This is a genomic window from Pseudomonas sp. W5-01 (assembly GCF_046540435.1).
In the GTDB taxonomy this organism is placed as follows: Bacteria; Pseudomonadota; Gammaproteobacteria; order Pseudomonadales; family Pseudomonadaceae; genus Aquipseudomonas; species Aquipseudomonas graminis_B.
In genome coordinates, this window is record NZ_JAXCIP010000006.1 from 367,989 (window position 1) to 390,424 (window position 22,436).

The 22,436-nt window shown below is 59.4% G+C and carries 18 protein-coding genes and 1 rRNA gene; 15 read left to right on the forward strand and 4 right to left on the reverse strand.

The window, feature by feature from the left end; all coding sequences use genetic code 11:
* Positions 1-417 precede the first annotated feature (417 nt).
* Positions 418-1,044: a TetR/AcrR family transcriptional regulator gene (locus SLW75_RS20920; RefSeq protein ID WP_192135846.1), complete on the reverse strand. Its 627-nt coding sequence runs from the start codon at positions 1,042-1,044 to the stop codon at positions 418-420.
* 115 nt (positions 1,045-1,159) lie between these two features.
* Here SLW75_RS20920 and SLW75_RS20925 point away from each other — a divergent pair, with 115 nt between their 5' ends.
* The 3 genes from SLW75_RS20925 to SLW75_RS20935 all read left to right on the forward strand — a co-directional run bounded on the left by SLW75_RS20925 (position 1,160) and on the right by SLW75_RS20935 (position 4,677).
* The gene (locus SLW75_RS20925; RefSeq protein WP_410935346.1) at positions 1,160-2,080 is read left to right on the forward strand and encodes an NmrA family NAD(P)-binding protein; all 921 of its coding nucleotides are present in this window, start codon (positions 1,160-1,162) and stop codon (positions 2,078-2,080) included.
* Positions 2,077-3,231, forward strand: a complete 1,155-nt coding sequence (locus SLW75_RS20930) for an epoxide hydrolase family protein (RefSeq protein ID WP_410935347.1) — start codon at positions 2,077-2,079, stop codon at positions 3,229-3,231. Before SLW75_RS20925 ends, SLW75_RS20930 begins: the two co-directional genes overlap by 4 nt.
* 315 nt (positions 3,232-3,546) lie before the next feature.
* Positions 3,547-4,677 carry a mechanosensitive ion channel family protein gene (locus tag SLW75_RS20935; protein WP_065990932.1) on the forward strand — a complete coding sequence of 377 codons (1,131 nt, stop codon included), beginning with the start codon at positions 3,547-3,549 and terminating at the stop codon, positions 4,675-4,677.
* A gap of 142 nt (positions 4,678-4,819) precedes the next feature.
* On the opposite strand, the gene SLW75_RS20940 is transcribed toward SLW75_RS20935, so the two are convergent.
* Positions 4,820-6,307, reverse strand: coding sequence for a YdgA family protein (locus SLW75_RS20940; RefSeq protein WP_369320001.1), 1,488 nt, complete (start codon positions 6,305-6,307; stop codon positions 4,820-4,822).
* A gap of 215 nt (positions 6,308-6,522) precedes the next feature.
* Between SLW75_RS20940 and SLW75_RS20945 the strand changes: the two genes are divergently transcribed.
* Entirely contained in the window at positions 6,523-7,215 is a 693-nt protein-coding gene (locus SLW75_RS20945; RefSeq protein WP_410930479.1) for an HAD-IA family hydrolase, read from the forward strand.
* 164 nt (positions 7,216-7,379) lie between these two features.
* On the opposite strand, the gene SLW75_RS20950 is transcribed toward SLW75_RS20945, so the two are convergent.
* Positions 7,380-8,345, reverse strand: a complete 966-nt coding sequence (locus SLW75_RS20950) for a LysR family transcriptional regulator (RefSeq protein ID WP_410935348.1) — start codon at positions 8,343-8,345, stop codon at positions 7,380-7,382.
* A 304-nt stretch (positions 8,346-8,649) separates the two neighbouring features.
* Here SLW75_RS20950 and SLW75_RS20955 point away from each other — a divergent pair, with 304 nt between their 5' ends.
* The 11 genes from SLW75_RS20955 (at position 8,650) to SLW75_RS21005 (ending at position 22,051) form a co-directional block, all read left to right on the forward strand.
* The gene (locus tag SLW75_RS20955) at positions 8,650-9,528 is read left to right on the forward strand and encodes an amino acid ABC transporter permease (protein WP_410935349.1); all 879 of its coding nucleotides are present in this window, start codon (positions 8,650-8,652) and stop codon (positions 9,526-9,528) included.
* A 21-nt stretch (positions 9,529-9,549) separates the two neighbouring features.
* Complete coding sequence (locus tag SLW75_RS20960) at positions 9,550-10,314, forward strand: amino acid ABC transporter ATP-binding protein (protein ID WP_065990920.1); 765 nt, start codon at positions 9,550-9,552, stop codon at positions 10,312-10,314.
* Positions 10,315-10,336: 22 nt separating this feature from the next.
* The gene (locus SLW75_RS20965; protein WP_192135834.1) at positions 10,337-11,158 is read left to right on the forward strand and encodes an ABC transporter substrate-binding protein; all 822 of its coding nucleotides are present in this window, start codon (positions 10,337-10,339) and stop codon (positions 11,156-11,158) included.
* Between the two features lie 139 nt (positions 11,159-11,297).
* Complete coding sequence (locus SLW75_RS20970; protein WP_410935350.1) at positions 11,298-12,482, forward strand: MFS transporter; 1,185 nt, start codon at positions 11,298-11,300, stop codon at positions 12,480-12,482.
* Between the two features lie 172 nt (positions 12,483-12,654).
* Positions 12,655-13,659, forward strand: a complete 1,005-nt coding sequence (locus SLW75_RS20975; protein ID WP_065990914.1) for an aldo/keto reductase — start codon at positions 12,655-12,657, stop codon at positions 13,657-13,659.
* Between the two features lie 226 nt (positions 13,660-13,885).
* Entirely contained in the window at positions 13,886-14,629 is a 744-nt protein-coding gene (locus SLW75_RS20980; RefSeq protein WP_065990912.1) for a GntR family transcriptional regulator, read from the forward strand.
* A 178-nt stretch (positions 14,630-14,807) separates the two neighbouring features.
* Positions 14,808-15,536: a thioesterase II family protein gene (locus SLW75_RS20985; protein ID WP_244160396.1), complete on the forward strand. Its 729-nt coding sequence runs from the start codon at positions 14,808-14,810 to the stop codon at positions 15,534-15,536.
* Between the two features lie 741 nt (positions 15,537-16,277).
* The gene (locus SLW75_RS20990; RefSeq protein ID WP_410935351.1) at positions 16,278-17,057 is read left to right on the forward strand and encodes a DUF3050 domain-containing protein; all 780 of its coding nucleotides are present in this window, start codon (positions 16,278-16,280) and stop codon (positions 17,055-17,057) included.
* 49 nt (positions 17,058-17,106) lie between these two features.
* Positions 17,107-18,051, forward strand: coding sequence for a diiron oxygenase (locus tag SLW75_RS20995; RefSeq protein ID WP_410935352.1), 945 nt, complete (start codon positions 17,107-17,109; stop codon positions 18,049-18,051).
* The gene (locus SLW75_RS21000) at positions 18,048-21,500 is read left to right on the forward strand and encodes a non-ribosomal peptide synthetase (protein WP_410935353.1); all 3,453 of its coding nucleotides are present in this window, start codon (positions 18,048-18,050) and stop codon (positions 21,498-21,500) included. The genes SLW75_RS20995 and SLW75_RS21000 overlap by 4 nt, the downstream gene beginning before the upstream one ends.
* A gap of 41 nt (positions 21,501-21,541) precedes the next feature.
* Positions 21,542-22,051, forward strand: a complete 510-nt coding sequence (locus SLW75_RS21005) for an SRPBCC family protein (RefSeq protein ID WP_410935354.1) — start codon at positions 21,542-21,544, stop codon at positions 22,049-22,051.
* Between the two features lie 82 nt (positions 22,052-22,133).
* On the opposite strand, the gene rrf is transcribed toward SLW75_RS21005, so the two are convergent.
* A 5S ribosomal RNA gene (gene rrf, locus SLW75_RS21010) occupies positions 22,134-22,249 on the reverse strand.
* Positions 22,250-22,436: the final 187 nt, after the last annotated feature.

The following is a 22,436-nucleotide window of genomic DNA, read 5'->3' on the forward strand; positions in this document are numbered from 1 at the left end:
CGCAATAGGTTACTTGCTTCGCGGTATCTATTCCGGACGAAAAGTTCAAATTATTTTGCTTGTTTTTTCGTTGTCCGATGGAAGGTCGCCTGAGTCAGAGGCTGGAGATCAATTGCGGTTTAGAGGTCACGGCTGCTGCTTACTACGACCCCGCCCCCCAAGGATTAGGCCATTCAAGGCTGAATAGTTGGCCATAGCGCTATCGATGGATGGGAACAGTTTCAGCCCACTACTAAAGACAGTTGTTCTTTTTATTCAGCGCGGATAATGCCACCCCGCTGGCAACTTTGCACTTCGATATTGGGTGCCGTCATAGTGAAAGATTCAGTGCTTGCGCTGATTACCGCTAATTGACCGTCACTTAAAATTCTTTACCGTTCAGAACCATTGTTTGGTGAACCGATAGAAACCAAACACTCATTCCAGCAGACCGACGGCTTGAACCAACTTCAGCCCCCACTCCACTCGTTCGGGAATGGCTTGAACCAGCTGCTCCCGGTCTCCACCCAGCAGCGCTCTGAGCTGATGGGGCGCGAACACCAAGTCGATGAATTGAAGGGCCAGCGCATCAGGATCCGAGGGTTGGTCCGGGCCCGCCATGATGGCGGAACGCACTCTGGTGAATCCACCTTCCCACCCGATTCGATTCACTTCGGCCGCCAGCAGCGGGGCCCGACTGGAAGTGGCTATCACCAGGCGCATCATGGCCAGGGTATCGGGTTGCAGCGCATGCTCGAGGATGCCATGACCCACATGCCTCAGGCGGCCTTGGAGCGGGAGCGCGGGAATCGCCTCGGCGGGCACCAGCAAAGTCGCTACGTGGCGCCGCACCACGGCTTCGAACAACGCCTCTTTATTGGCATAGCGCGCATAGAGAGTGGCTTTGCTGGCGCCTGCCGCCCGGGCGATGTCTTCGCATGAAGTGCCCTCGACGCCTTTGGCCAGAAAGCGCTGCAGCGCAGCATCCAGCAATCGACGCTCGGCCTCGCCCGCCTGGCTTTGCCTGGGCCTGCCGCCTTTGGATTTGGTCGTGATCAACGTCATGGCCGGCAACTTACCGACCTCTTGTTTGCGCGTCAACTAAACGGTAACGTTCAGTTAATTCGGCGCAGGCAGCCGGCGCTCTTTACCCCCTTCACACCGACCAGGAAGGCTCTTTGTGGATCACACTACTGCTTCACCGATTGTGGTTGCTGGCGCATCAGGAGACTTGGGCCAACGCCTGGTCCTGGCGCTGGTTGAGCGCGGCGCCCATGTCATCGCACTGGTTCGACCAGGCACTGAACAAACCCGGTTGACTGGTCTACCCAGCAGCGGCGTCACCGTAACGCCCGTTTCCCTGGATGACGCTCGGGGCCTGCGCGGTGCCATTGCCGGCGCGGGTTGCGTGGTGTCCACGCTCAACGGCCTGGAGGAGGTGATCATCAAGCAGCAAGGCAGGCTGTTGGAGGCCGCTGCCGCTGCTGGGGTGCCCAGGTTCATTCCCTCGGATTATTCGCTCGACTACACCCATACCCGCCCCGGGGACAACCGCAACCTGGACCTTCGCCGGCGCTTCGCCACCCAGCTCGATTCAGCCAACATCGCCGTTACCTCAATCCTCAACGGTGGGTTTCTGGAACTGCTCGAAGGCGACGCGCCTATCGTGCTTCCCGGCCGCCGAGTGCTGCATTTCGGCGATGTGCAACAGCTACTGGACTTCACTGCCAAGGACGACGTAGCCGCCTTTACCGCCGATGCCGCGCTTGATCACAACACGCCACGTTTCCTGCGCATTGCCGGCAACAGTGTGTCGCCTGCGCAGATTGCCAACATCCTGACCGAGCTGACCGGGCAGCATTACCGCACCCTGCGCCCCGGGAATATCGGCACGCTGTCCGCCCTTATCTCCGGGGTGCGCGCGCTTACGCCTGCCAGTGAAAAGCCCTTCCCCGCCTGGCAAGGCATGCAATACCTGCGAGACATGATGAGTGGGCGCGGCAAGCTGCTCAATCTGGACAACGATCGCTATGGCCAACGTGAATGGGCATCCGTCCGTGACACGTTGGCCCGTACCCATGTGCAAGGGACCAACCCATGACCCACCCTGTCGAGTCCTTTCCCCTTCATATCCCCCAGACACAACTCGACGATCTGGCCCAGCGCCTGGCGCAAACCCGCTGGCCTGACCCAGAAACCGTCTCCGACAACAGCCAGGGGCCCAGGCTTGAGCGTATTCGCGCGCTGGTCGAGCGCTGGCGCAACGGCTATGACTGGCGCGCCACCGAAACCCAACTCAACCAGTGGAACAGCAGCCGGACCGAGATCGACGGCCTTGGCATTCACTTTCTGCACATACGCTCGCCTCACCCTGACGCCCTGCCCTTGCTGATGACCCACGGCTGGCCAGGCTCCGTTCTGGAGTTCAGGGCGATGATTGGGCCTCTCACCGACCCGACCGCCCATGGCGGCGAGGCCAGCGACGCGTTTCATCTGGTGATCCCGGCGCTTCCGGGTTTTGGTTTCAGTGATAAGCCACGTTCGCCGGGTTGGGGCGTGGGTAAAACCGCTGCGGCCTGGGCACAATTGATGGACCGCTTGGGATATGGCCAGCGCTGGGCGGCCCAGGGTGGGGATTGGGGCGCGGCCGTCACCACCGCCCTTGGGCACATGCGTCCGGCTGGCTTGGTCGGCATTCACCTGAACATGGTGATGTACCAACCCACTGAAGAGGAGATCGCGCAGGCCACCCCTGAAGAGCAGCGCATGTTGGCCGATGCGCAACGCTATGAGCGGGAGCTGTCCGGTTACATGAAGGTACACAGCACCCGGCCGCAGTCGATAGGCTTCGCCCTGTCGGATTCGCCCGTTGGCTTGGCGGCGTGGGTTTACGCGCTGTTTCAGGACGCTTCCGACAGCGGCGGAGAGCCCGAGCGGGTCATCGAGCTCGACGCGCTGATCGACGACATCATGCTGTACTGGCTGCCTGATGCGGGACCCAGCTCGGTCCGTTTCTACTGGGAAGGGATGCGCGAAATGCAACAGCAAGGCCCTCCACGCGCCCTACCCATCCGGGCGGGCGTGAGCATGTTCCCGGGCGAGTTGCTTCGCCTGTCACGGCGCTGGGCCCAGGCGCGATTCGACGACTTGCGGTTCTTCGCTGAGGCCGAGCACGGCGGCCACTTTGCTGCGATGGAAAACCCGGCAACCCTCACCGCGCATGTGCGTGAAACCTTCCGTCTGCTGCGTTGAGAGCTTCGCTTTTGGGATTGAGCGGCGGTCGCGGACTGCCGGCATCTGGATGCAACGTGTGTAATAGACGAGCATTCGCCATGGCGTTGCGCGCAAGCAATGCCGGCCGCTGCAGCATGAGTCAGAGATTCAGGCGTCGCCCGACATTGGCCTGATCTGGTCAGCGCATTCGACATGTAGTAAACGTGTCGGATGCTCTGGCTCGCTGATTGCAGCCCGTCACGATTTCTACGGCGGCGGGTGGATCGGGGAACATTGAGCGCTGAGGGAGCTCACACCTCTTGCCTTTGAACCGTCCTGTTGGTGACTCCCTCTATGGAACACGTACTCCCGGAAGCCTGGCTGAACGCACTGCCGTTGCCCTGGCTCAACACCTTGGTGGCCGCCGCCTTCGCGATTTGCATCGCACTGTTGGGACGCTGGATCGCATTGGTGTTGCTCCGTCGCGTCGCCAAGTCCTTCGTCTTCGCCCAGCAGCTCATTCACCGCGCCGAGCCGCCGACCTTGTGGCTGATCCCGCTGCTGGCCCTGCAAACCGTGTGGACGTCTGCGCCTGATGATCTGATGTTGATCAAGGGTGTTCGGCATCTCAACGGCATGCTGGTGGTGGCCGGGTTCACCTGGCTGGCGTTGAGTTGCGTGAAAGCCATTGGCGAAGCGGTGGCGATCCGCAACCCGCTGGACATCGAAGACAACCTGCAAGCCCGCCGGATTCAGACGCAAGTGCGGGTGCTGGTGCGCTGCCTGAATGTGCTGGTGTTGTTGTTCGGTACCGGGCTGATTCTGATGAGCTTCCCGCCGGTGCGTCAGATCGGCACCAGTCTGCTGGCGTCGGCAGGCCTTGCGGGATTGGCCGCCGGTTTCGCCGCCAAGCCGGTGCTGGGTAACTTGATCGCGGGTTTGCAAATCGCGATATCCCAGCCGATTCGCCTGGATGACGTGGTGATCGTTGAGGGCGAGTGGGGTCGCATTGAAGAGATCAGCGGTACGTACGTAGTGCTGAAGATCTGGGATGAGCGGCGGATGGTGATTCCGTTGCAGTACTTCATCGAGAAGCCCTTCCAGAACTGGACGCGCAGCACGTCGAGCCTGATTGGCTCGGTGTTTCTGTGGGTGGATTACGCGTTGCCACTGGAGGAGCTGCGCGAAGAAGCGGAGCGCATCTGCAAGGAAATTCCGCACCTCTGGGATGGCCGCGTCTGCGTATTGCAGGTCACGGACACCACCGACAAAGCGATGCAGTTGCGGGTGTTGTTGAGTTCGGCGGATTCATCGCGCAGTTGGGATGCGCGATGCCACATGCGCGAGCGGCTGATCAGTTTCGTTGCCCGGCAATATCCGCAGTGCCTGCCTCAGCTGCGTGCGGAGATGTCTTCGCGCACCGTTCAGCCGGAACGCGAAGGCCACGAAGCGCCCACGGAAATCGCGCGCCAGCCGCCAGTCTGAACACCTTATGGGAGCGAGCTTGCCCGCGAAGGCGGTGTTGCTACCCCCAGAGGTTCTGGGGATACGCCGGCCTCTTCGTGAGCAAGCTCACTCCCACAAAAAACAGACGCCGTAGCCCTCAGATGGAAGCCACGCTGCCCACTCACTGCCCGCCGCTGAACATCACAAACTTGCCCATCATCATTGCGGCAAACTGTTGCGCCGGCATCTTCACGCCGTTGAAGTCCACCACGTCGTTGGCGTAGTGCAGGCTGGACACGATGTTGTCGCCATCGACCTTGCCCATTTGCAACATGACCGCCATGCCGCCTACCGAATCCGCTGCGCCCTGCGCCTGCTGCGCGATGGCGGCGGGGTCGGTCAGACCGGCAGACTTGGCGCGCAGTGCGGCCAAATCCTTGATCATCGGCTTGGAGAGCACCAGCTTGGCGTCCAGCTGGGTCAGCAGCTGCTTGAGCAATTCTGCGCCGGGCTGATCGAGTGCCGATGGATTGGCCAAGTCCATCGACAGGCTGAACTGGCTCTCGCCGCTGGCTGTTTTCAGTGAAAGCTTTTCCAGCTCGATGTGCGGCTTGGCACTCAGCAACTTGCTGACTTCAGCCTGCACCAAGGCCTGATCAGCCGGGCTCAAATGTGGCGTGTAGGCTTCACCCACCGCCGCGGCGGCCTGGGCTTGAGGCTGCACTTTCTCCTGATAGATCTTCATCAGTGCCTGGGTTGAGGCGATGTCGAAATTGCCGAACTTCCAGAGCATCTGCATGGCGCCAACGTCATTGCCATTGAAGCTGACGTTGCCGATGTCGTAGGTCACCTGCGCATTCAGGTTGCCTTCCACTTCCTGCAACAGGCTGGTGTTGACGAAGTCCTTGAACTGAATGGCCGGCTGGCCCGCCGCCTGGAACGTGGCCGAGGCAATTTTCGCGTCGGTGTGGCCCAGGTAGAAACCCGATTTGCCTTTTGTGCCACCGGTGTTGAAGGTGAAATCCTTGAGAGTCAGATGCACCGGGCCTTCTTCGGAGGTGGCGGTGACGTCGACGCTGCCCAGCACACCGTTGGCCTCAAGCTTCTGGCCATCGCCCGAGCCGGAGGCATTCACGGTGAAACCGGAAAACTTGAACGCGCCGGTCTGATCGGTGAATTCAAACGGCAGCAAGTCCACCCGGCCCAATGCGGCGCGGTCGTAGCCCATGCTGAAGTGGCCGGTCAGAGGCGGCTGGCCGTTGGTCATGGCAAACCATTTCTCGGAGAAAGCGTTCTTCTCAATCTGCACGTTGCTGGCGGCCATTACCGGCAGCAGTTGCAGCGATTTCACGCGGCTCCACGGCAATGGCCCGTGCTCGATGTTGTCGACAAACAGCAGCTCGACCGGCTTGCCCTCATTGAATTGGGGGTCCTGGATATTCAGCTTGTAGTGCGCGGTGCTGGTGAAGAAGTGACGGTCAAGGGAAAGGAGCTCAACACTCGCCTTGCCTTCATGCCCGACGAACGCGGCTTGAAGCTGCTGATTGCCTTGCTGGATGGCGTCGTTGAGCGCGCCCTCCAGCCGTTTTCCGGTGTACCAGGCGCCAGCGGTAACGAGGACGCCCGCAACCACAATGACGCCTACGGCGATGTTGACTGATTTTTTCATGTGTCGACTCGAAGATGTCCGTTCTTGAAGAGAGGTCTTGCCTTCCTTGACCCCGGAGGGTTTCGGCGCCACACAGAGCGGCCGTGCAGCACCTTGCGCTGCCGAGAGCCCGGCGAGATTAGCACTTGGCGAGGACGTTTTGCAGCCGTTGCGCCTAGCCACGACGTTCGCCGAGGCGTTAGGCTGGACGCCAATTTGCTAAGGGAATCGATGAGATGAGCGACGTGCAAAAGCCCAAGGGTCCGGTCAAGGCGGTGATTTTCGACATGGACGGCCTGCTGCTGGACACCGAAGGCATCTACACCGAAGTGACCGACACCATCGCCAAGTGGCACGGCAGGACGTTCGACTGGGCGGTGAAACAGCACTCCATTGGCCGCGGCTCCCAGGATTTCGCCGAGTACGTGATCAGCGCGCTTGAGCTGCCGATGTCTCCCGAGGAGTTCCTGACCGTTCGCCAGCCGATGCTGGACGAGCGCTTCCCGCACGCCGTGCCGATGCGTGGCGCCGAGGCACTGGTGCGTCACCTCGCCGAGCACAACATCCCCATCGCGGTGGGCACCAGTTCTTCCCTTCACTACTTCCACGTGAAAACGAGCAATCACCGCGCCTGGTTTGAGCTGTTTAAAGACGTGGTGACGGCAGATCACGCCGAGGTCACCGCGGCCAAGCCTGCGCCGGATATCTTCCTGGCTGCGGCGCGCCACCTGGGCGTGGACCCGAAGGATTGTCTGGTGTTTGAAGACTCGCCTTTCGGCGTCACCGCTGCCAAGACCGCAGGGATGTATGCCGTGGCGGTGCCTGACTCGCACATGCCGGTCGAGCAATATGCGCACGCTGATCTGGTATTGGGCTCGCTGACGGAGTTTCCGCTGGAAGATTGGGGTTTGCCGGGCTTTGCCCGCTGATCACGCTGTAGGCGCAGGACCGCGCTTGCTCGCGATGAGGCCGGCACATCCGCTAGGTCGCAGGCGTTCGAAAGGGCGCCTTCGCGAGCAAGCTCACTCCCACAGGGACGGTGTTTGCTGCGCGCCACCGGGCTTACGTTCGCGGCAATTGCGTGACATTTACGCTACACCCCAACCCTTAAATCCACCCCCAACGCCCGAGCGAACGCCTTGACCAGCGGGCTCCGGGGGGCGTTGTGCCTCAGGATGAGGTTGACGGGCGTTTGTAGAAAGATCAGGTCGGGGCGCAAGGCGCGGAGTTGGCCGTCGCGGATCAGATTGCGCGCATAGTGTTCGGGGAGAAAGCCGATGAAGCGCCCGGTCAGGATCATCATGGCGACGGCTTCGACTTGGGAGGCGGAGGCGCACTGGCTGTCGGAATTGACGAAGCTCGCCTTGTCGCGATGGATCGCATAGCGGTGATTCACGATGTCGAATGCGCGCAGGCTGTCGATGCTCATGGCACTGTCGTCCGCCTCGAACAGCGGATGCCCCACTGCGCAATACGCGTGGGAGGTCTCTTCGTACAACTGGAAATAATCAAACTCTTCGCGCCGCTGATACACCGGCACGATACCAAGACTCACCCGTCCTTCGACCATGGCACGCTCGACTTCATCCAGTTGAGACGCTTGCAGGCGCAGTCTGACTTTGGGCGCTTCATCGCGCATTAGTCTAAGTGCGGCAATGAGCGGCGAACTTTTATCGGTCAGGGTGTTATCAATTACGCCGATACTCAAATCGCCAATCAACTCATTCTGCGCAGAACTAATCCGGTCGCGAAAACTGTCCACAGACGCGAACAATTCGATCGCCGCCTGATAGACCAGCTTACCCTCTTCAGTGAGATGAAACCCTTCCCGGCCTCGTGTACAGAGGCGCATGCCGATGCGGATTTCGAGGTCCGAAATCTGCTTGCTGATGGCTGCGAGGCCCACATTCAGCTCATTCTGGGCGGCGCTGAAGCCACCCGCCTCGACCACGGCCTGAAACACCCGCAACAGCTTGAAGTCCATTCCGCTGAGAGTAAGAGGCGGGCGTATTCCCGGTTTAGGCGGCACGTTTCCAGAATTGGAAAGTGGAGTTTCCATAATGCTTATTGACCTCGCCTATTGGATTCAACAGGCTCTGACTCACAACAAAAACGTGCCCGGTTGATAATAATGAACACAGAAAAACCCGATTGGCAACCGCGCACGCGGTACTCTGCAACATAGGCAGAAAGCGGATCCAACATTAAATAACCTGACACTTTGATCAGGACTTTCAATTAGTAACTGCCCTCTATCCAGGACGATTCCATGCTGCAGCGGCGGGCCTACGTCGGGGCGGGGAGGCTGGGTAGGGTTGCCCAGATCAGGCAGGCTCGGTCTGCACACAGCTTCGGAGAGACACATGAATCAGAATCAGGCGGAGCAGCTGCAAGCCGAGCGCAGGAAGACCGAAAACGCGTTCGACATCACCCAGTACGAACACGTCCCACGCCGCTATTACGGGCGCATTTTCTTCGCGACCCTCATCATCGTTGCCTTCGCCGGCCTGGCCCGTGCGTTTGCCAACGGGCAGATCGAGTGGGGTTATATCGGCCAGTTCCTCACGTCCGAGGCCATTCTTTGGGGTCTGCTGAACACGATCATCATGTCGATTCTGGCGATGGTCCTCGGGGTGGTGATCGGCGTGATCACGGCCATTATGCGCATGTCGGCGAACCCGATTTTGCGTTACGTCGCGATCACCTACACCTGGCTGTTTCGTGGCACGCCGCTGATTTTGCAGCTGCTGCTGTGGTTTAACCTGGCGCTCATCTTCCCGGTCATCGGCATTCCCGGTGTGTTCGAGATCGATACGGTCAGCCTGATGACACCTTTCGTTGCCGCGCTACTGGGCCTGAGCATCAATCAGGGCGCGTACACCGCCGAGGTCGTGCGCGCAGGCTTGCTGTCTGTAGACACCGGCCAGTACGAGGCCGCCAAATCCATCGGCATGCCGCGCCTGCAGGCGCTGCGTCGGGTGATCCTACCCCAGGCGATGCGCGTGATCATCCCGCCGGTTGGCAACGAATTCATCAGCATGGTGAAGATGACCAGCCTTGCCAGCGTCATCCAGTATTCCGAATTGCTGCACAACGCGCAGAACATCTACTACGCCAACGCCCGGGTCATGGAGCTGCTGATCGTCGCGGGGATCTGGTACCTGGCGGTGGTGACTGTCCTGTCGTTCGGTCAAAGCCGGCTGGAGCTGCGCTTCGCCCGCGGCGCCGGCAAGCGTTCGTAAGTCAGGCCCAGGAGAATCAGCATGAGAAACATCGTCAAAGCCGTCGGCCTGAACAAATACTACGACCAGTTCCACGCCTTAAAAGACGTCAGCATTGAAGTCGAACAAGGCGAAGTCCTGTGCATCATCGGGCCCTCGGGCTCGGGCAAGAGCACCCTGCTGCGGTGCGTCAATCAGCTCGAAAAAATCGACAAGGGCGGTTTGTGGGTCGATGGCGAACTGGTGGGCTACCGCATCGTCGGCAATAAACTGCACGAACTGACGGACGCTCAGATCGCCCGTCAGCGTTTGAGCACCGGCATGGTGTTTCAGCGCTTCAATCTCTTCCCGCACATGACCGCGTTGCAGAACGTGATCGAAGGCCCGATCCAGGTGCTCAAGCGCTCGCCCAAAGAAGCCAATGAAGAAGCCACCGAGCTACTGGCCCGCGTCGGTCTGGCGGACAAGCGCCATTCCTATCCCGTGGAGCTCTCCGGCGGCCAGCAACAGCGTGTCGCGATCGCGCGCGCATTGGCGATGCGGCCCAAGCTGATGCTGTTCGACGAACCCACTTCCGCCCTCGATCCGGAGTTGGTGGGCGAAGTGTTGTCGGTCATGCGTGACCTGGCGCACAGCGGCATGACCATGATCGTCGTGACACACGAACTCGGTTTTGCCCGCGAAGTTTCCAACCGGATGGTGTTCATGGACGGCGGCCAGATTGTGGAGGCCGGCACCCCGGAAGACATTCTAATAAGCCCACAAAATCCAAGAACCCAAAGCTTCATTTCTGCCGTTCGCACTTAAACCAGAACAAACGAGAACGACCATGAAAAAGATCCTCATCCCCAGTTTGCTCGCCGGCCTGATGGCGTCCGCGTCAGTGTTCGCCGCGCTGCCCGCCAGCCTCAAGGAAAAGGGCGAAATCACCGCCGCCATCGTGCCGAATTACCCGCCGATGGACTTCAAAGACACCAGCACCAACACGCTGACCGGCCTGGACGTGGATCTCGGCAACGCCCTGGCCGAGCGCCTTGGCGTCAAGATCAAATGGCAGGAGACCGCCTTCGAGCAAATGGTCAGCGGCCTGGTCACCAGGCGCTTCGATATCATTCTGTCGGGCATGACCGACACGGCCGAGCGGCAGAAGTCGGTGACGTTCATCGACTATTTCGCCAGCGGGCCGCAGCTGTACACGCTGACCAAAAACGCCGATCTGAATGAGCCCGCCGATTTGTGCGGGAAAAAAGTCGGCACCAGCCGCCGCACCACCTGGCCTGCGGAAATCGCGGGGTGGAGCAAGGAAAACTGCGAAGCGAAAGGCAAGCCGGCGATCATCGTCAGTGGCTCCGAAGGCTCGGCCGATGCACGCGCGCAACTGCGTCAGGGCCGGCTCGACGCGGCGATGCAAGGCAGCGAAACAATTCCATACCTGATGTCCCAGGAGAAGGACACGTACAAGCCGCTCGGTCTGGCGATCTCGAAACAGTTCACCGGCCTGGGCGTCAGCAAGTCCAATCCTGAACTGGCGGCGGCCATCGCTGAAGCGATGCAGGCCATGGTCGACGACGGCACCTATGGCAAGATTTTGAAAAAATGGGAGCTGGAACAGGGCGCGGTGACCAAGGTCGGGATGAATCAGGGTAAGTAACAGGCGATCAAGCCAGCCCCGTCAGGGATGAGTCGTCGTCTAGAATGCGCCGCTGTCGGGCAGCGTTTGTGGGAGCACCACCCCGGTCGCTCCCACAATGGGTCTGCTCCGAGGCTTGGACAAGGACGGAAAAACAACAGTGACCACCTACTCCCTCGTCATCCGCCGCTTGATGGTCTGCTCGTTGACCATCGTCATGAGCCGGGCGATGACCAGCCCGCTGCTGACGCTGTTCCTGAGCACAAGGCTGGGGCTCAATCAGCAAGACGTCGGGTTGCTGATGGGCATCGCGGTGTTCATCGCCACGCTGCTGGGCCTGTACGGTGGCTACATCATCGACCGGCTGGAAAAGCGCAAGTTGCTGATCCTGGCGATGCTGTCCAGTGCCGTCGGCTTCGCCCTGCTGACCTTCGCCCACAACGTCTATCTGACGACCCTCACGCTGGTGATCACTGAGACGGCCTCGGCGCTGTTCCTGATCGGCTCCAAAGCAATCATCAGCGAAAACCTGCCCATCGGGCAGCGTGCGAGGGTTTTCTCGCTGCGCTATACCCTCACCAACATTGGCTACGCCACCGGCCCGATGCTCGGCGTGGTCATTGCCGGGCACCTGCCACTGGCACCGTTTTTCATCGCCAGTGCGATCGCGTTCTGCAGTCTTTTCCTGATGCTGGGCATACCGCGCACAGTCGCGGATACCGAGCACCCACCGCGCAGCTTTCTCGACACCCTGGTCACGCTGAAAAACGACCGCACGCTGATTCTGTTCACGGGCGGCAGCTTGCTCAGCACCATCGTGCATGGCCGGTATACGTTGTACCTGTCGCAGTTTCTGCTGGTCACGCACACGGCGGAACAGGCGCTGAAAATCCTGTCAGCCGTATTGGCGTGCAACGCGTTAACGGTCATTTTGATGCAGTACCAGATCGGCCGCTTTCTCAAACGCGAGCAGTTGCCGTACTGGATTTGCCTTGGCACCGCATTGTTTGCGATCGGCCTTGTCGGCTTCAGCTTTGCCGAAACAACCCTGGCCTGGTGCGCCGCAATGTTCGTTTTTACGTTGGGCGAGATGATCATCTATCCCGCCGAATACCTGTTCGTCGACACCATCGCACCGGATCACCTTCGCGGCAGTTACTTGGGTGCGCAGAATCTGGCGGCCTTCGGCGGAGCGTTAAGCCCGGTGATCTGCGGCTACTTATTGATCAACAGCCCCGCGCCGACCATGTTTTATGTCTTGGCGTGCCTGACCGCCATGGGCGGCACACTGTGCTTCCTGGCCGGGCGCCACGCGAAGCTCACTCACGCTGACCTCTCCCTCTGACGCCGTGCTCGGCCACCCGCGGCTCGTCAATTTGTCACTTTTCAAAACCCGCCCAAACAGGTGAGTATGTCCGGCCTAGAGCTGTCGGTCTGATCGGTCTTTACGAGACCCCTTGCAAGCCTGTCCCAGACTGTCCTGATTTCCACTTCCCTGACGAAAAGGATATCGAGCAATGAAATACCGCACCCTTGGCCAATCCGGCCTCCAGGTTTCAACGCTGACACTGGGCTCCATGATGTTCGGCGTGCAGACCGGCACCGAAGAATCCCTGCGCATCATCGACAAGGCCTGGGATGAAGGCGTCAACTTCATCGACACGGCCAACGTCTACAACGCCGGCCGGTCTGAAGAAATCGTCGGCGAGGCCATCGCCAGACGTCGCAGCGAGTGGGTTCTCGCCACCAAAGTCGGCAGCAGCTCGGGCAATACTGCACCGAACGCCAGCGGCCTGAATCGCAAGCACATCTTCAATGAAATCGAATCCAGCCTGCGTCGTCTCGACACCGATTACATCGATATCCATTACCTGCACAAGGAAGACCACAACACGCCACTCGAAGTGACCGTGTCGGCCATTGGCGATCTGATTCGCCAGGGCAAGATCCGGTACTGGGGCGTGTCGAACTTCCGCGGCTGGCGTATCGCGGAGGTGGTGAATGTGGCTCAGCGTCTGGGCGTCGACACACCGGTAATCAGCCAGCCGCTGTACAACATCGTCAACCGTCAGGCCGAGCTGGAGCAGATCACTGCGGCGAAGTTCTATGGTTTGGGCGTCGTGCCCTACAGCCCGCTGGCACGCGGCGTGTTGAGTGGCAAGTACGCGCCTGATGTAACGCCAGACAGCAGCACCCGCGCCGGCCGTCAGGACAAGCGCATCCTGGAAACCGAATGGCGCACCGAGTCCTTGCACATCGCCCAGAAACTGCAGGCGTACACCCAGGCCAAAGGCGTGGGGCTGGTGGAATTCGCCATTGCCTGGGTGCTGAACAACCAAGCTGTGACCTCTGCCATTGTCGGGCCACGCACCGAGGACCAATGGGACAGCTACACCAAAGCGCTCAGCGTGAACATCACGGCCGAAGACGAAGCGTTTATCGACTCCCTCGTCACACCCGGGCATGCGTCCACGCCGGGTTTCAATGACGTGCAGCATTTCGTGACGGGCCGCTATATCTGACGCCGTTCGGCCGTGAAGCCAGCCTCGCGTGCCGCAAAGACTTGCGTCACCGAGGCCGGGCAGCCCGTTCCCAATCCCCGATTGATGGCAATACCTCTACGCTCAATCCCTTGTAGAATGCCGCGCCGAGACAGCCCGCTAAACTTGTAGCAAAGTTTGACAAGGCCAGCAGCGGTCTCTAGTGTTTCATTGGATCCAATAACTGTTCAGCTGAAGAAGATCAAGCATGCGCAGGACTGAGAAAGAGCAATTTCTGCGGGAAACCCTGGGTGATGAGCAGCCGCCTGCGCATCTGGCGCGTGCCGTCATCGAAGAAAAACTGCGCAGCGCCATTCTTGAAGGACGCCTCCCGGCAGGCATCGCCCTGCGCCAGCAAGAGCTGGCGACACTTTTCGGTGTCAGCCGCATGCCCGTGCGCGAGGCGCTGCGTCAGCTGGAAGCTCAATCGTTGCTGCGCGTCGAGACCCACAAAGGTGCGGTCGTTGCCCCGTTGATCAATGAGGATGCTACGGACGCCTATGCGTTACGCATCCTGCTGGAGTCCGAGGCCCTGCGCCAGTCGATCCCGCTGCTGACCGATGAAGACATCAGCATGGCGCGTGGGTACATCGAACAGTTGGAGGTCGAAACCGACTACAGCATCATGGGCACGCTCAACCGCCAGTTCCACATGGCGCTGTATTCCAAGGCGCACAACACACGCCTGCTCAAACTGGTCGAGGACGGCTTGAACGAGGAAGAGCGCTTCTTGCGTTTCAATCTCAAGCAAATGAACCTGGGCAAGGTGTCCCAGCGCGACCACTACGAATTGCTGGAAAAGGCCGGCGCCGGTGATGTGGACGCCACCGTCGAGGCGCTGACTCACCACTTGAATCGTGGTGTTGAAGCCATCAATGCCTATTTGAGCGCCCGTAAGGCGGAAGAGGCAAAACCTGCGGCGGCCTCACGAAAACGTGCCGTCACCCAGTGACATTCGCTGTTTTTTCAACCTTGACCTTGCTCGCCACTGGCTAATCGGCCGATAAGCACAAGGGATCAACGAACGCCGTTCATGACGGCGTATGCGCCGAAGGACCCGGCTCCACGGTTATGACGCCTCTATCAAGGCTCGGGGAAGCTGAGTGCAAGCCGAAAAGAACAAATGGCTGATGGTTGTCAATTCTGGACAACCCGTCAGAACACGCCTGATTTGCTTTCCTCACGTAGGTGGCGATCCGGAGCATTTTCGTGACTGGTCCGAAGGACTTGGCGATCACATCGAACTGGTAACGCTGCGCCTGCCCGGCCACGGCAGCCGGCTCAAGGAAACGCCCTACGATCAGTGGGCGCCCTTGCTGCAAGACACCTTCCTCGCGTTGCAGCCCTATCTGAGCGAACCCCACGCATTTTATGGCCACAGCTTTGGCGGTCGTGTCGCTTATGAAATGGCCAGGCTGGCGCAGCATCATTACCCGAATCTGACGCGTCACCTGTTCATCTCCGGCTGCCGCAGCCCTGACAGCCGACAACCCTGGCCGTTTTTGCACACGCTGCCGCAGGACGATTTCATTCAAGCGCTGATCAGGCTGGGCGTGCTCCCGAACACGTTCGCCCAGGATAAGAAACGCCTGAAGCTGCTGGAGGCTGTCGTGCGCAGCGACGTAAAGCTGTCTGAAATCTGGTCGCACCGCGCAGACGAGGGCCTGGACATTCCGTTGACCGGTCTGTACGGCAGCGATGATCCGGTCGCCACAGCCGCCAGCATGATGAAGTGGCGGGAGTTCACACGTCGCGAGTTCGAACTGATCGAAGTGCGCGGCACTCATGACTTCCTCAGCTCGCAACGAGACCGCCTGCTGCACATCATCAACACGCACCTTGGCTTGCTGGGCGGCTGAACGGAAACCGCCGCCCACTCCTTCTGCATCGACTCCTTACCCCCTCCCCCTGAAGCCTCCTACGACTAAAAGCCGGCCCTCCCACGCTCGGGCCGCGGCTTATGCACCTATCGTGAAACTTGGTCGTCGTTGACGCGGTGTACCGGTGTGTTCAGGCAAACTCGAACGACGAATCGGTCTGCAGCCGATTCAGGGAAAGCAGTTCTCATGGAGCGGCAAAAGGAGCATTGCCCTGGGCGGAGACATTGAAGTGAAACCCTGAATGTCGCCCAAACCAAAAATTCTCAAAAACTGTATTAACCCGATTAAGCGCAACGCTGAACGAGGTATTCGTTCATTCATTTCAATTCTGGCCTTAATGGGCCGGAAGGGTTGCGCTCGCCCCAATAAAACTTCACTCAGAAGTTTTATTACCGTCTCTCACGCCCGATTTATATAGGCTGTTAATTATATTAAAAAGTATTTGCGGAACCCTTTGAAACTGTTCTAACGTTTTCTGGCCGCCAACGTTTAAGGGCTATTCGCCCACACACGTAGGGCAGCGAGGGCATAGGCCAAGTGCGCATGCCCGATTCCAGCCTGCACGATTGTTGATCACACACGAAATAAGGTTTGCGGCCTTTTATTGCCCGAGATTAACGGGAGTGATGTTATCCGTTGTTTGCACGGCAACTTAAGACGACCACCCGCTGTGGCAATTAAAAGAAATGCTGACACACTTAATCTACCAAGGACGTGAAAATGGACAGTCTCAAACAGCAACTTATTGCAAAAAAATCAGCACTTAGCGCGCACCCTGTTTTTTCCGAAATTAATTCACTGCACGTCCTGCAGCGCTTCATGGAGGTGCATGTGTTCGCGGTCTGGGACTTCATGTCACTCACCAAACGGCTGCAACAGGAGCTGACGTGCACCCGGCTGCCCTGGCTGCCACCGCGAGACCCGAAGGCAGCGCGGCTCATCAATGAAATCGTGTTGGGTGAGGAGTCCGACGACCGGCCGGGACGCCACGATCATTACAGCCACTTCGAACTGTATCTGGATGCCATGCGAGAAGTCGGCGCCAGTACGGCCCGCATCGAGCATTTCGTCGAACTGTTGCACGAAGGCATTCACTACAACACCGCGCTCGACAGCGTCGGCGCAGGCCGAGCGGCCACGCACTTCGTCCGCGACACGCTCGACATTGCTTTGGATGCACCGGCGCATTGCGTAGCGGCCGCGTTTCTGCATGGGCGCGAGAGTGTTATCCCGCAGATGTTTCAGCGAATTCTCGACGACTGGGGCATCACGGCCGACAAGGCACCGACCTTTCGCTACTACCTGGAACGCCACATCGAGGTGGACTCCGAAGACCACGGCCCGGCTGCGGAATCATTGCTGGCCAGGCTAGTCGCCGGCAATGAACAGCACCAGCGCGAGGTGTATGCCGCTGCCATTGCCGCCGTTGATAGCCGCATGGCGCTTTGGGACGCCCTGCAACACACCCTGCGTGAGACGGCGCGGGAAGTCAGCGCGTGAGCCCCTCCCGCCTCCGCAACCCAGAAGCCCTCCACACAAGGACGCCATCATGAAAGCCGAAGACTACATGTCATTCGTCGATGCCTGGGAAGGCCGCGCGACGATTCGGACACGCCCGCGCCGCATCGTCGAAAACGACGAAAAACTGATCTACCCGCTCAGCCGCCAGCCATTGGCGCTCAGCGAGACGTTCACCCGTGAATGCGCCCATCTGCGCGATCTGGCGCTGGTGCAGAGCCTGTACAAGTTCATCAACGACGTGGTGATTTTCGAGACTGAAATCGTCGACAAGACCGCGCGAAGCATCGCCAAAGACAACTTCGCAATCCGCTTTCCCTTCGCTTGCCGCTACGACGCCATGACCGTGGTTGTCGATGAGGATTACCACGCACTGGTGGCGATGGACTTCATGCAGCAAACCATCGCACTCACTGGCATCCAGCCAATCCCGTTGCCACAGGAAATCGAACTCAGCAGGGCCATCCCCGCTGCTCTGGCATTGGCGCCAGGCCACTTGCGCAGCGCAGTCGAGCTCATCTGCGTGGCGATTGCCGAGAACACCGTGACCAACGACGTGGCCGCGTTCGCCAAAGACGACACGGTGAAGCAATCCGTCAAAGGCCTCATGGCGGACCACCTGCTCGATGAAGGACGGCACTCCGGTTTCTGGTCGCGCCTCGTCAGGATCTACTGGCACACAGCGCCCGAACAGGACAAGCAGCTTATCGCGCAGATCCTGCCTGTGTTCATTGCTCAGTATTTGACCAATGACATCCAGAAGTCCTTCGACTTCGTGCTGATCGACAGCCTGCCGGTCGCAGAGCCGATCAAGCAGGCGCTGAGGGAAGAAACGCAGGCGATGTGCTTTCCGATCAATCGCCACCATCCGTTGGTAGGCAACATCATGCGTTTCTTTACCTCCAGCTCGATGCTCGATTCCCCCTGCGTCCAGCATGCCCTTGCCGACTATCTACCGGTCGGAGGCTCGCAATGAAGCGCCTGGAGATCGTGCTCATCGGTCATAGCCGGACGATGAGTGAGCTGAGTTCAGAACTGAATGCCCACGGGCATCTGATTCACCACCTGCGCGACGAGGCAACGCTGAAGCTGAGCGCACCGCAGAACGCGTCGATCCTCATCGAGGACGGCACGCTGGACCTGCCCGGCGCAGAATTGGGCGTGTTCGAGACAGCCGTTCATCTCGGCCTCCGGGTAGGACTGACACCGGTGAGCGAGCGGGCGCTGCCTGAGCTGGAAATAGTGTGCTGGCTCGGGACGGCTACGGCTCAGCGCTTGATCGCGCGCCATACCGTGGCTGCCACGCTTTCCGGCAACGGACGCGTCTTGCGGGACGCGGCGGTCGCAACGCTGGTGGACAACGTTGCCATGCTGATCAGCCGGTTCTCGCGCGATACCGAGTACTTTGCACGCGCCGAGCGCGTCGACCCGCCGCACAGTGGACGCCAAGAAAGCCTGCTGCAACTGGACCGGTTGGCCTTCGAGCACTGTTTCAACTTTACCGCGGCGCCGGAATTGCTGCGCGTTGCCGAGCAGACGCTGATCGCACGACTGGACCGGAGCTTCAGCCAATTCGCCGGACGCATTGCGCTGAGTATCGACGGCGAGCGCATCAGCTATGACCAACTGCGGGCACACAGCGTCGCGATCCAGTCGCAGATACAGGCCATGCGGCCGCACGCATCAGCTGAACCGGTGGTGATTGGCATTTGTATGCCGAAGTCTGCGGCGCTGTTCGCCGGGATCCTCGCCATTCTGGGCAACGGGGCGGTGTATCTACCATTGGACCCCAGCCAGCCTCTGCAGCGTCAGCAGTACATCCTCGAAAACGCACATGCCGTATTGCTGCTGCACAATGGCAGCCACCCGCTGGCGGGCGTTGTTGTGCCGGGGCTGGATATCAGCTGCATCGAGATCGTGCCGACGGCGCAGTCGCTGATGCGCTATTGCCCTGAGACCGACGCGCCATGCATGGCGCTGTACACCTCGGGTACGACCGGACACCCGAAAGGCGTAATGCTCAGCCAACGCAACCTGAGCCACTTCACGGCCTGGTACGCACACTATTTCGAGCTCTCCGAGCACAGCCGGGTACTGCAGTTCTCGACACTGAGTTTCGATTCCTCGGTCATCGACATCTTCCCGACGCTGCTCGGCGGCGCTGAACTGATCGTGGCGAGCGATGATCAGCGTCGTGATCCGCTGCAACTGTTCGAACTGCTGGATCAGAATCTCAGCCACGCGTTTCTGCCGCCTGCCTTGTTGAGCATCCTGCCGATTGACCGACCGCTGAAGCTCAAGCACTTGTGCACCGGCGGTGATGTCTGCGAGCCCTACGTGATTGAACGCCTGGCAGCGCAATGTCACTTCCATAACCTGTACGGCCCCACCGAGGCCACCGTGCTGATCACTGCCGGCCAGTTTCAACTCGGCGGCAGCAACCGCAACCTGGGTCGCCCGATTGCTAACAGCCAGGTCCTGATTCTCGACGAGGACATGCAGCCTGTCGCGGACCAGACGCCCGGCGAGTTCTACATCGTCGGTCCGGGCGTGTGCCTGGGTTACATCAACAACCCTGAGCTCACCGATGACCGCTATGTGCATGTCACTCTGGGTGATGGCCAAAGTATTCGGGCTTACCGAACCGGGGACATCGGCAAATGGACGAGCGAAGGCATCGAGCTGTCCGGGCGACGTGACAACCAAGTGAAGATCCGGGGATTCAGGGTCGAGCCTGAGGAGATCGAGCACTGCCTGCGCGACAGCCAGCTGTACCGCCAAGTCGCGGTAGTGATTGACGACCAGCGACGCATCCTGGCTTTTCTCGCGCAACCGCACGGCGCAGAACCGGACGCCGCTCGGCGTTTGCTCAAGGACCATGTCGCCGCTATGTTGCCCGACTATATGCGGCCGACCGCCTACACGGAGTTGGCGAGCATGCCGTTTGCCAGCAACGGGAAGGTTGATCGCAAGGCACTGTTGCAGTTGCCCGTGAACATGCTTGAGCAAGCGCCGCGTCGTTTACCCGATAGCGAAAGCGAGAGGCTGCTCCTGACCTTGTGGGCGGACCTGCTGGAACTTCCGCCCGGCGAAATCTCGACCGACGAGAGCTTCTTCAATTTGGGTGGCCACTCGATTCTGTTGTCGCAGATGCTGCTGGGTATCCGCGAACGGTTCGGCCGCAGCATCCCTATCAATCGCTTCATCGAGGCGCCAACGCTGACCAATCTGGCGTCACTGCTCGACAGCGACAGCACCACATCATGGACCGTCAGCCCGCAAGCGTTCCTGGATGGTTCGGCGCCCTTCGAGCTGCCCGTACTACCGGTGGAGCGCATGGGCGACGTGCACAAAGTCATCGTCACCGGCGCCAACGGATTTCTCGGTGTTCATATCGTCGAAGCGCTGTTGGCGTGGGGCGCAACCGAGGTTGCTTGTCTGGTGCGTGAAAACGCAGGGATGACCGCGCAGGATCGCTTTATTCAGGCACTGCGCGAAAACCGTCTTGAGCATCTGGATCTGGCGCGAGTACGGGTCTATGCCGCCGACGTCACACGGCCACAGCTTGGATTGAGCAACGAGGTGTACGAGCGGCTTGATCGCGAGTTTGGCGCGCTGGTGCATAACGCCGCCAACGTCAACCACGTCCAGGATTACGAGACCCTGGCCAAAGATAACGTCGAGCCCATCTTCGAATGCCTGAAGCTGTGCGAAGGGCGCAGCAAGAAGGTGTTCAACTTCGTATCGACGCTGTCTGCCTCAAGCGCCGTCGGGGCTGACGGTCGCGTCCTCGAAGCGCCTGCTGCCGAGACACCGCCCATCTACATCAAGAACGGCTACAACCTTTCCAAGTGGGTCGCCGAGCGCATCCTGCAGCAAGCCAGGGGGCGAGGCGGGTGGGTAAACATCTACCGGCCCGGCAATATCGCGTTCAATAGCACGACGGGGGTCTGCCAGCCACACAAAAACCGCTTGATGCTGATGCTCAAGGGTTCGATGCAACTGGGCCAGGTCCCGGACTTCTCCATGACCTTCGATTTGATGCCTGTCGACTTCCTCGCCCGATTCATCGCCTTCCACGCCAGTCGTTACCAGCCATCCCATGCAGTCTTCAACCTCCATAACCCGGAGCCATTGAGCTGGAGCAATTACGTCAGCGCGTTCCGTGAAGCGGGCAGTGATTTCGAAATGGTCAGCGTCAGTGAATGGCAAATCCAGCTGAAACGTGTGAACAGCGAGAACGCTTTATTCGGCGTGCTCGGTTTTTATCTCGACGGGTTGGAGGAAGACATCGGAGACATATCAATGATCGCGTATCAGAACGCCCATGCGGGTGTTCAACGGATGGGCGAATGCTACCCCTCAAAAACCCCGGCGCTGCTTCGCAAGGGCTGCGATTACCTGAAAGAGATTGCTTTCATCTGATACACCCCAACGCAACATCCCCTTTAGTTATGGAGAACAACATGAACGCTATTCAGCCGCTCAACACCCTTGGCTCCCTGTCGCCGTCGCCCGATACGCTGATTACCAACCCTGGCGGGGAACCGGTGGTGTCTGCTATCTCGATAAACGCACCAGCGCGTGAGGTCTGGAAGGTCGTGGGCGATTTCGGTGGTTTCACTCAATTCATTCCGGAGCTTGCGAGCATCGAAGTGATTGGTAACGGTCCTGGCTCAGTCCGTTACAAGAAATTCAAGGAAGGTGGTCTGGTGGTTATCGAACAACTCAATTCGTACGACGATGACGCGATGGCTATGACATGGACAACCATCTACAACAACCTAGGCGTCAGCAAGCTCTGGGCCTCAATGACGGTTGTCCCCAAGGACAGTGTCAGCTGCGTTGCTACTTGGGCGATCATTGCCGAGCCTGTGGACAACGGCTCGACGAGCGTTGAGGGCTTCAGAGAGTTTTTGCAGGGCTTTGCTGATGGTGCGATGAAGAACGTGCCAAGAGCCGTGATGCCCTCATAGCAGAAGCCTGCGGAGCCTCAGTCCAGTGGCCTAAACGACAAAACCCCAGTCTGCGTAAGCAGACTGGGGTTTCGGAATTCAATCTTGACGATGACCTACTCTCACATGGGGAAACCCCACACTACCATCGGCGATGCACCGTTTCACTGCTGAGTTCGGGATGGGATCAGGTGGTTCCAGCACTCTATGGTCGTCAAGAAATTCTGTAGCCGACCCGTTACTGACGTAACGTTCCAGCGAAAATGTATGACCTTCACTTAAAACAAAACCCCACCTGCTTTCGCAAATGGGGTTCTGGAATTTAATCTTGACGATGACCTACTCTCACATGGGGAAACCCCACACTACCATCGGCGATGCATCGTTTCACTGCTGAGTTCGGGAT